This window comes from Deltaproteobacteria bacterium HGW-Deltaproteobacteria-18, from assembly GCA_002841885.1.
Taxonomy (GTDB): domain Bacteria; phylum Desulfobacterota; class Desulfovibrionia; order Desulfovibrionales; family Desulfomicrobiaceae; genus Desulfomicrobium.
In genome coordinates this window covers 85,888-93,831 of the sequence record PHBE01000017.1, presented here as the reverse complement: position 1 = coordinate 93,831, position 7,944 = coordinate 85,888, and the positions used below count along the sequence as shown (strand labels likewise).

6 protein-coding genes and 1 tRNA gene are annotated in these 7,944 nt (G+C 59.6%); 3 read left to right on the top strand and 4 right to left on the bottom strand.

Annotation, left to right across the window (positions count from 1 at the left end; all coding sequences use genetic code 11):
• Positions 1–263: 263 nt before the first annotated feature.
• On the bottom strand, positions 264–2,081 hold the full coding sequence (locus tag CVU60_14705) for a chloride channel protein (protein PKN40764.1): 1,818 nt from the start codon (positions 2,079–2,081) through the stop codon (positions 264–266).
• Positions 2,082–2,091: 10 nt separating this feature from the next.
• Positions 2,092–3,036: a riboflavin biosynthesis protein RibF gene (locus CVU60_14700; protein ID PKN40763.1), complete on the bottom strand. Its 945-nt coding sequence runs from the start codon at positions 3,034–3,036 to the stop codon at positions 2,092–2,094.
• A gap of 202 nt (positions 3,037–3,238) precedes the next feature.
• Here CVU60_14700 and CVU60_14695 point away from each other — a divergent pair.
• The 3 genes from CVU60_14695 (at position 3,239) to CVU60_14685 (ending at position 5,800) form a co-directional block, all read left to right on the top strand.
• Positions 3,239–3,325: transfer RNA gene (locus CVU60_14695), tRNA-Leu, on the top strand.
• 257 nt (positions 3,326–3,582) lie between these two features.
• Positions 3,583–4,338: a hypothetical protein gene (locus tag CVU60_14690; protein ID PKN40762.1), complete on the top strand. Its 756-nt coding sequence runs from the start codon at positions 3,583–3,585 to the stop codon at positions 4,336–4,338.
• Positions 4,339–4,498: 160 nt separating this feature from the next.
• Positions 4,499–5,800 (top strand): signal transduction protein, encoded by a 1,302-nt coding sequence (locus tag CVU60_14685; GenBank protein ID PKN40761.1) that lies wholly within the window; start codon positions 4,499–4,501, stop codon positions 5,798–5,800.
• A gap of 9 nt (positions 5,801–5,809) precedes the next feature.
• Here the strand turns inward: CVU60_14685 and CVU60_14680 are convergent, their stop codons facing one another.
• Together CVU60_14680 and CVU60_14675 are read right to left on the bottom strand one after the other, a co-directional pair.
• Positions 5,810–6,667, bottom strand: coding sequence for a flagellar motor protein MotA (locus CVU60_14680; GenBank protein PKN40760.1), 858 nt, complete (start codon positions 6,665–6,667; stop codon positions 5,810–5,812).
• Complete coding sequence (locus tag CVU60_14675) at positions 6,667–7,932, bottom strand: hypothetical protein (GenBank protein ID PKN40759.1); 1,266 nt, start codon at positions 7,930–7,932, stop codon at positions 6,667–6,669. The genes CVU60_14680 and CVU60_14675 overlap by 1 nt, the downstream gene beginning before the upstream one ends.
• Positions 7,933–7,944 lie beyond the last annotated feature (12 nt).

Here is a 7,944-nt window from a genome sequence, read left to right as displayed (position 1 = left end):
AGACGACCAGCTGCCCCGCTTCTTCCGCGAAGAACTCCTTGCTCCGCACAATGTGAGCTGGGGATACTCCACCGAGGAACTGCAGGCCGCCAAGGTCTAACTGTCCGGCACGTTACCGGGCCGCATGAAATAAGAATCCCCGCTCTCAAGGCGGGGATTTTTTTGGTGCAAAGAAGCACGGTCACCAAAGTCGTTCATGCGTACCCGTTTCCGGCAAAAGCAAGCCCATGCCGGCCCAGCTTCGCTTACGGCGACGACAAAAATCAGCTCAACTCCTTCATGTCCTTCAAGGTCTTGGCATATGCCGTAAACACGTCTTCTCTGGCCAGCATTCCGAGCACGTTTGTTGGGTCCTCACTATCCACCACGGGCAACTGGGGCAGATCCGACTCCACAAATTTGAGCAGGGCCGTGTAGAGGTCCTCGTCAGGCCGCAACACAACGACCTTTCTGGCCACATCTCCCGCGACAAGCAATTCGCACAATGTGTCCTCGAACAGGACCTTTCGCAGATCCTGCACCGCAAGCATGCCGGTTATCCTGTCATCAGCGCCGCGCACCGGGAAACAGAGCTCGTTGGAATTGACGATGATGTCTGTCAGGGCGCCGAAATGCGTCCCCTCCTCCACGATGGTCACCCTGCTCGGCTTGTAGTGCGCCTCGACCTTTTCACGTTCCAGGATGTTGATGGTCGCGTCACCGACATGGGCCGGGGATTCGAACTTGTTGTCGACCTGATTTTCATACAGCGACACGTTCCGCCCCAGAACCAGCGCGATGGCCGTGGCCAGCATCAGCGGAGCAAGCAGGCCGTAGCCCTGTGTCAACTCGCAGACCATGACCAGGGGGCCAATGGGCGCATTGGCCACCCCTGAAAAAAAGGCGGCCATGCCCACCAGGACGTAGCCTCCCGGCTCGGCCACCACGGACGGAAACAGGCGCTGGGCCAAGGTGCCGACCACGCCGCCACTCATGCCGCCCACAAAGAGGGCCGGTGCGAACATGCCGCCGCTCATGCCCGAGCCAAGGACCACGGACGTGGCCAGCGTCTTGCCCACGATCATCCCGGCCATCATGGTCACGGACAGCTTGCCGAGCATGGCGAGCTCCAGCCAGCCCTGCCCGCCACCCAGAAGCTCCGGGAACTGGTAGCCGATGCTGGCCATGCCTAAGCCGCCAAGAGCCACCGCCGGGATGAACCCGAAACGGTCGGTCAGGGGCCAGAACACCTTGAATTTGATGAAGCGAAAGGTGCGCACATAGAACCATCCCGTAGCCGCGCAAACCAGCCCCAGGATTGCGTAGATGGGCAATTCGCGAATTTCGGAAAACTCGAACCTGGGAATCCCGAAAATGGGTTCCGACCCGAAAACCAGGGTGAAGATGGAATAGGAAACCACGGAGGAGATGATGGCAGGAAGCAGGGCCTCGGCCTCGAAGTCCTCGCGGTAGATGACCTCGACCGCAGTGAGCGCCCCGCCCAGAGGAGCGCGGAAAATTGCGCCAAGCCCTCCTGCCGCCCCCGCCAGAAGCAGAATGCGTCGCTCCTTGGCCGAAAGACGCAGCTTCCCGGCCAGCCAGGAGCCGCACCCGGCTCCAAGCAGGGAGATGGGGCCTTCGCGTCCGGCGCTGCCACCGGCGGCGATGGTCAGAATGGAAGTGCCGACTTTCATGACGGGCACGGACGGAGTGATGTGTCCCGCCTGATGGTGGAAAGCCTTTATCATGGTGTCGGTCCCATCCGTTCCGCCGTAACGGGTCTGGGGCACGAAACGCCGCAACAGGTAGCCGGTAAAAAGACCGATCACGCCCAGAAAGACAAAGAGCAACCAGGGCCGAAAAGTTCCCGCCTCTCCTGAAAACAGATTCTCACCCGCCGGCACCGGCAGGCTGAAACCGGCCCATGTCGTGAGGAGCAGATGCTGCAGCCATTCAATGGAGACATAGAAGAGCACGGCCCCGAGACCCGTCATGGCCCCGACCACGATCCCGAGCGCCAGCCATTTGAAACTCAGGACGGAATGGTAGCTGTGAGCCAGCTCCATGGGAATCTTGAACAAAGATCTGAAAAATGCACGCATGAGTTTGCCCTTAGACCAGTCTGGCTTCGGGCAGGGCCAGTATGGTCCGGGCCAGGGTTATGTCCTTGCCGATTTGCGCCTTGAGTTCATCGAGTCCGGAAAACTTGCGCTCGCCGCGCAGACGCTGCACGAAGTGCACCTTCAGCGTACGGTCGTAGAGGTCCCTGTTCAGATCCATGATGTGCACCTCAACGGAAAGCACGTCATTGCCGAAGGTCGGATTGTAGCCGATGTTGGCCACGGCCGGATGAAGCTCTCCGTCCAGCTCGACCCAGCAGCAGTATACTCCCGTCTTGGGGAAAAGCTCGTCGACAAGATGCATGTTGGCGGTGGGGAAACCAAGCAGGCGGCCGCCCCGGTTCTGACCATGAATCACGGTCCCGGACACGCGATAGAAGCGGCCCAGCAAGGCTTTCGCCGCCCAGACATCCCCGGCCTCGACCAGGTCGCGGATACGCGTGGAGCTGACAATGGCCTGATCGACCATCACGGGCTCGAGTTGCTCGACCCCGAAGCCCCACTGCTGCCCGAGCCGAGTCAAGAGCGCGTAATTGCCGCCCCGGCCCTTGCCGAAGGCATAGTCATAGCCGATGACCAATTCCTTGACATGCAGACCCTCAACCAGGATGCGGCGCACGAAATCCTCGGGACTCATGCTCGCCAGTTCCTGATTGAACTCGAGACAGAGCAGATGATCTATGCCCAGGGCACGGATGAGCTCGGAGCGCTGTTCGTAGAGGGTAATGAAAGGCGGGGTCTTCTTGCCCGTGAAAAAACGCAAGGGGTGGGGCTCGAAGGTGATTACCACCGACGGCAGGCCGAAACCGGCGGCCAAGTCCCGTACCCGGGCAATGAGACGCTGATGTCCGATATGGACCCCGTCAAAATTGCCGATGGTGACGCAGGACCCTTTTTCCAGGCCGCTGATCTGATCCGGCCAAGTAACGCAATGCATGAAATATTCTCCTCCAGGCAACAAGCTGGCTTGCCTCTATACCAAAAGAACCCAGGCTTCAACACGGGCCCTGCAAGGAGAAAAACATCCGCAATACAAGCCAATTCACTGAAATTACCAATTAAAAAAAATATTTTGAAAAAAAGACAACAAAACCCTTGCCAAACCCAAACCTCTCACATAAACACGCTTCTCACGTCACGCCGAAGTGGTGGAATTGGTAGACACGCTAGGTTCAGGGTCTAGTCGGGGTTCCCCGGTGGAGGTTCGAGTCCTCTCTTCGGCACCAGTAAGTCAAAGGGTTGCAGCAGAAATGTTGCAACCCTTTTTCTTTTCGCAAATTTTCCCGCCTGCCCAACGCGCTAAATCCCGCCGTACGGAATTCAATCAGCCCCAGGCAAATCCGAAAGGCATGGCAAGGACGTCGTTTACGCATCAGACAAAGAAATGATTGCCGACCAAGCCTGTCTGTCCGTATGAGAATGCCATGAGAAAAAGGCAAACTCTGGAAGCCTCGACCCCGCTCTTCATTCCCAGGGAGAGCCCATGCTGAAAAAAGCGTTACTGTGCCTTGGCGCGGTGCTCTTGCTCATGCGGCCCCAGCCCGGCATCGCAGAATCCCTCGACATCTACTACTTCGAATACCCTCCCTACTACCACAGACTTGAAAATGGTCAGGCCTCTGGGATCATTGTTGATCTTGCCCGCAAAGTCCTGGCTTCGGCCAAGGTTGAACCCAAATTTTACTTCGTTCCCGCCAAAAGAATCCTGCATGAAATTAAAAGCGGTCGTCCGGCGGCTTCGCTGGGCTGGTTCAAAACCACCGAGCGAGAACAGTTTGCCCAGTTTTCCATGCCTATTTATGTAAACCGGCCGGCAGGGGTGTTCTTTCGGCGGGAAAGCGAGCAAAAATTCCGCCCGTACGACTGTCTCGAAGGCCTGCTGCAGAGTGGGCAGTTCTTTTTGGGAAGAGTGCAGGGTTTTTCGGAAGGCGCTCAACTTGACGGAATGCTGGCCAAATACGAGCACAAGACGGTGCAGGTCGCTGCGGATTCGGTCCGTCTGCTCAAGATGCTCGAATGCCGGCGCTTCGACTTCATGCTGATACCGCCCGAGGAAGCTGACATCCTCCTGCAAGCGGCCCAGATGCACGGAAACAACTTCATGTTGCGCGCGATGAACGATATCCCTCAGGGCAACCTTCGTTACATCATATACTCCAAAGCCGTAGACCAGGACCTTGTCCGCAGGATCGACCAGGCCATAATCACCGAAATCGGCATGCTTCCGGCCAGACAGTAGTCCAGCGCGCAGATTCCGGCACAAGGAACGCTCTTTCCACCACGCACCAATACGCGGCAAAGCAACATCAGCCGCAAATGGATTGTCTGGCCCAAAGACACGCAGCTTCGCAACCGCCCGGAATCACGACAAGTGCACTCCGGGGGCATAGCCGGGTCCGATGCGGACGAAACAGGTTCCAGACAGCGCTCATCAAGGGAGGCATCCGATGGTCAAGTTGATCGACGTGAAGATTCTCAAGATTTTCGTCGGCGAGGCAGTGCGGCACAACGGCTCGCCGCTCCATGACGTCATCGTCAACGAGGCCCGTCAGCGCGGCATGGCAGGGGCTTCGGTTTCCAGGGGCTTCATGGGTTTCGGGGCGAGCAGTCTTCTGCATACGGCCAAAATCCTGCGTCTGGCCGAGGACCTGCCCATCATCATCGAGATTGTGGACACGCCGTCACGCATCGCCGATTTTCTGCCCGTGGTCGACGCTCTCGTCGAGGAAGGGAGCATCGTGGTCCAGGACGGGCAGGCCATTTTCCACCTGCCCATGCGCATCCGCGACGTGATGACCGAGCAGGTTGTTACCGTGGGCACACAGACGTCCCTGGACGATGTGGTGGACCTGCTGCTGAAAAGGGAGGTGAAAGCGGTCCCGGTCATGGAGGCAGGGCGTCTCGTGGGCATCATCACCGGCGGCGACCTGCTGTCCCGGGCGCGGATGCCCCTCCGGCTGGACATGCACGGGCACGTGCCGGACGGACTGCGCCACAGACACAGTCATTGCCTGGAATTCGAGGGACTTAAGGCGCGCGACATCATGTCCGCCCCGGTCACGAGCCTCAACATCACGACCACGGTCACCGACGCCCTGAAACTGATGGCGGCACGCAACATCAAGCGCCTGCCGGTCACGGCCGAAGACGGGACGCTGATGGGCATCGTCAGCCGCACGGATGTGCTGGCGGCCATTGGACGGACCTCGGCAGTGGCGGCGCATCTCGATGTCCTACCCGCGGGGGTGCACGCCTGCGCCCGGGACGTTCTGTACACGGACGTGCCCACCGCCGCACCGGACGCCCCCCTGGCCGGAGTTCTGGAAAAGCTGGTCGCGTCTCCCCTGCGCCGGGTGGTCATCGTGGACCCGGACAGGACGATTCGTGGCATCATTCACGACTGGGATCTCTTGCAATGCTTCGTGCGCCAGAACTCTCCAACGCTGGTGGCCAGGCTCCTCGGCGTCCTGACCCGGCGCGAGACCGTGCCCGCGACGCTCGAAGGCACTGCCGGAGAGGTCATGTCCCGCGAAGTACTCAGCGTGACTCCGGACACCCCCTTGAGCGCAGTCATCCGGACCCTCGTGAACAACAAGGTCAAGCGTCTGGTTGTCGCCGACGATAAAGGGCGTCTGCTCGGCATGGTCGACCGGGACGTGATTCTGAAGGCGCTGGCCAGCCAGAACCCGCCTTCGAGTTAACCGGAAGCTTTACAAGGGAACCCCGAGTTCTTCCGGTGCGGCCATGCGCGGGGCCTCCTCTTCGCGCTCCCGGATCTGGAAACGCTCCTTGATGCGCGCCAGGGAGACAAGCTGCCCCTCTCGCGCCGAGGGAGTGAGAAAGGACTTGAGCTTCACTTCGAGAACCCGCGGGTTGAGCTCGCTCTGAATGGCCCGTACGCCCTCGATGATGATCTTCTGCAGCAGGAGTTCGTGATCCGTGACCTCGCGAATTCTGGCGGCCAGCGGCAGGAAAACGAAATTGGCCAGAATCACGCCATACAGGGTGGAGGTCAGGGCGATGGGAATGGTCGCCAGGACAATTCCCGTATCGTTGACGCCCGAGAGCATTCCGATGAGCCCCACCACGCTGCCAGCCAGTCCGATGGCCGGACAGATGTCGGCCATGACCCGCAGCACCCGCTCGGACTCGTCGCGGCGCTGCTTGAAGAAATACATCTCCGTGTTCAGGATGTCGGTGGTCTGCTCCCTTGGATAGTTATCGACCACGAAACCCAAGGCCCGGCGCAGAAACATGATCGATGTCTCGCGCTCGTCTTCGACCAGGGTATGCAGCCCGCGAATCCGGCTCTTGACCGACAGGTCGACCAGAATTTCGACTATGCCGGCCGGATCCTTCATCCGCGCGCGGTAGGAGTTGCGCAGCACCCTGACCACATAGACAAGGCGCTCCATCCGAAAACTGGCGATGGCCGTGCCCAGACAGCCTCCGAAGACGATCAGGAACGCGGACAGGTTGAAATACTGTCCCACTTCGCCGCTGATGACGAATCCGGCTCCAAAGATCACGGCGCAGAGCACTAGGCCCAGAATCGATTTTCCGTCCATCATTGCCCTCCCTGCTTCGATGCCGCGAGCCATTGCCGGAATCCTTCCCCGGACGGGACGTGCACCATGGGCAGAGGCTCCGTCGGATTTTCCGAACTCAAGATCAATTCCACGCGCCAGCCTGCGCGGGTCCCGTCACCATCCACCAGCGGACGCTGATCGCCGTACCCCGCCACGAGCAGGCGCCCGGCAGGCAGGCGCGCGTCACGTATCAAAAAATCGGCCACATCGGAGGCCATGGCCACCGACAACCCCCAGGGCCCCATGGACCCCGCCGACACGCCATCGGAAGCCGCATGGCCGACCACGGACACGACATGCGGCGCGCTGCCCAGGATTTCGCCCACGGCCAGCAGCGTTTTTTTGGCATCTCCGCGCAAGACGGTGCCGCTGTTTTCAAAAAGAAAATCACCCGGGAGCACCACGTGCAGGGATTTTCCCGGAACCGACTGCACCGCGATCACGTCCTGCAGGCCATCGCGCTCAAAAAGATCACGCAGGCGGTCATGCAGGCGATCCAGAATCGATCCGGCCTGGGCCTGGGGAGGAATCATCTGAGTCCCCAGCGGCAGGGCTTGCACGGACAACTCTGAAACCGACTTGTATTGGATCTTGGGCAGCTGAAAAATATACAGGGCGGCGAACATGATGAACATGGTCATCATCAGGTCCGACCAGCAAATGACCCAGCTGGCGGGCCGTGACTGCTGCTCCCGGGCAAAAATGTCAAACTGTTGACCAAAAGCGCTCTCGCCGGATCGCTCGCCATCCCGGCCATGACCGCCGCCAAGGGGCTCTTCCGCGCCAGCCATGGCCCGCTGGCCATGCCCGGGGCGGGAAAGCCGCGCCGACACGTCGCGTATGATTTCTGGTGTTGGTTCTCGCATGGAATCCTCCGCCTGAACATGAGCCAGATTCATGCCAACGAATAAAAACCATGGGCTCAATCCAATCACCCCGTGGCTTGCACGGCCATCTGGAAAGCTGTATGGAAAAAACAAAACCCAACCCGAACCTGGAGGAATCATGGCCATAGTAATCGACCACGAGGAATGCATCGGCTGCGAGACGTGTGTGGAGCTTTGTCCCGAAGTTTTTGCCATGATCGACGGCGAAGAAAAAGCCATGGTCACGGCCCCGGACTCCAAGGCCGAATGCGCCCAGGAAGCCATCGATGCCTGTCCCGTGGAAGCCATCAGCAAGGAATAGCCCTGCGTTGCAACCAGAAAAAGGGGGGCCGGGCCCCCCTTTTCTTTTTTTACCAACCGGTCGACAGG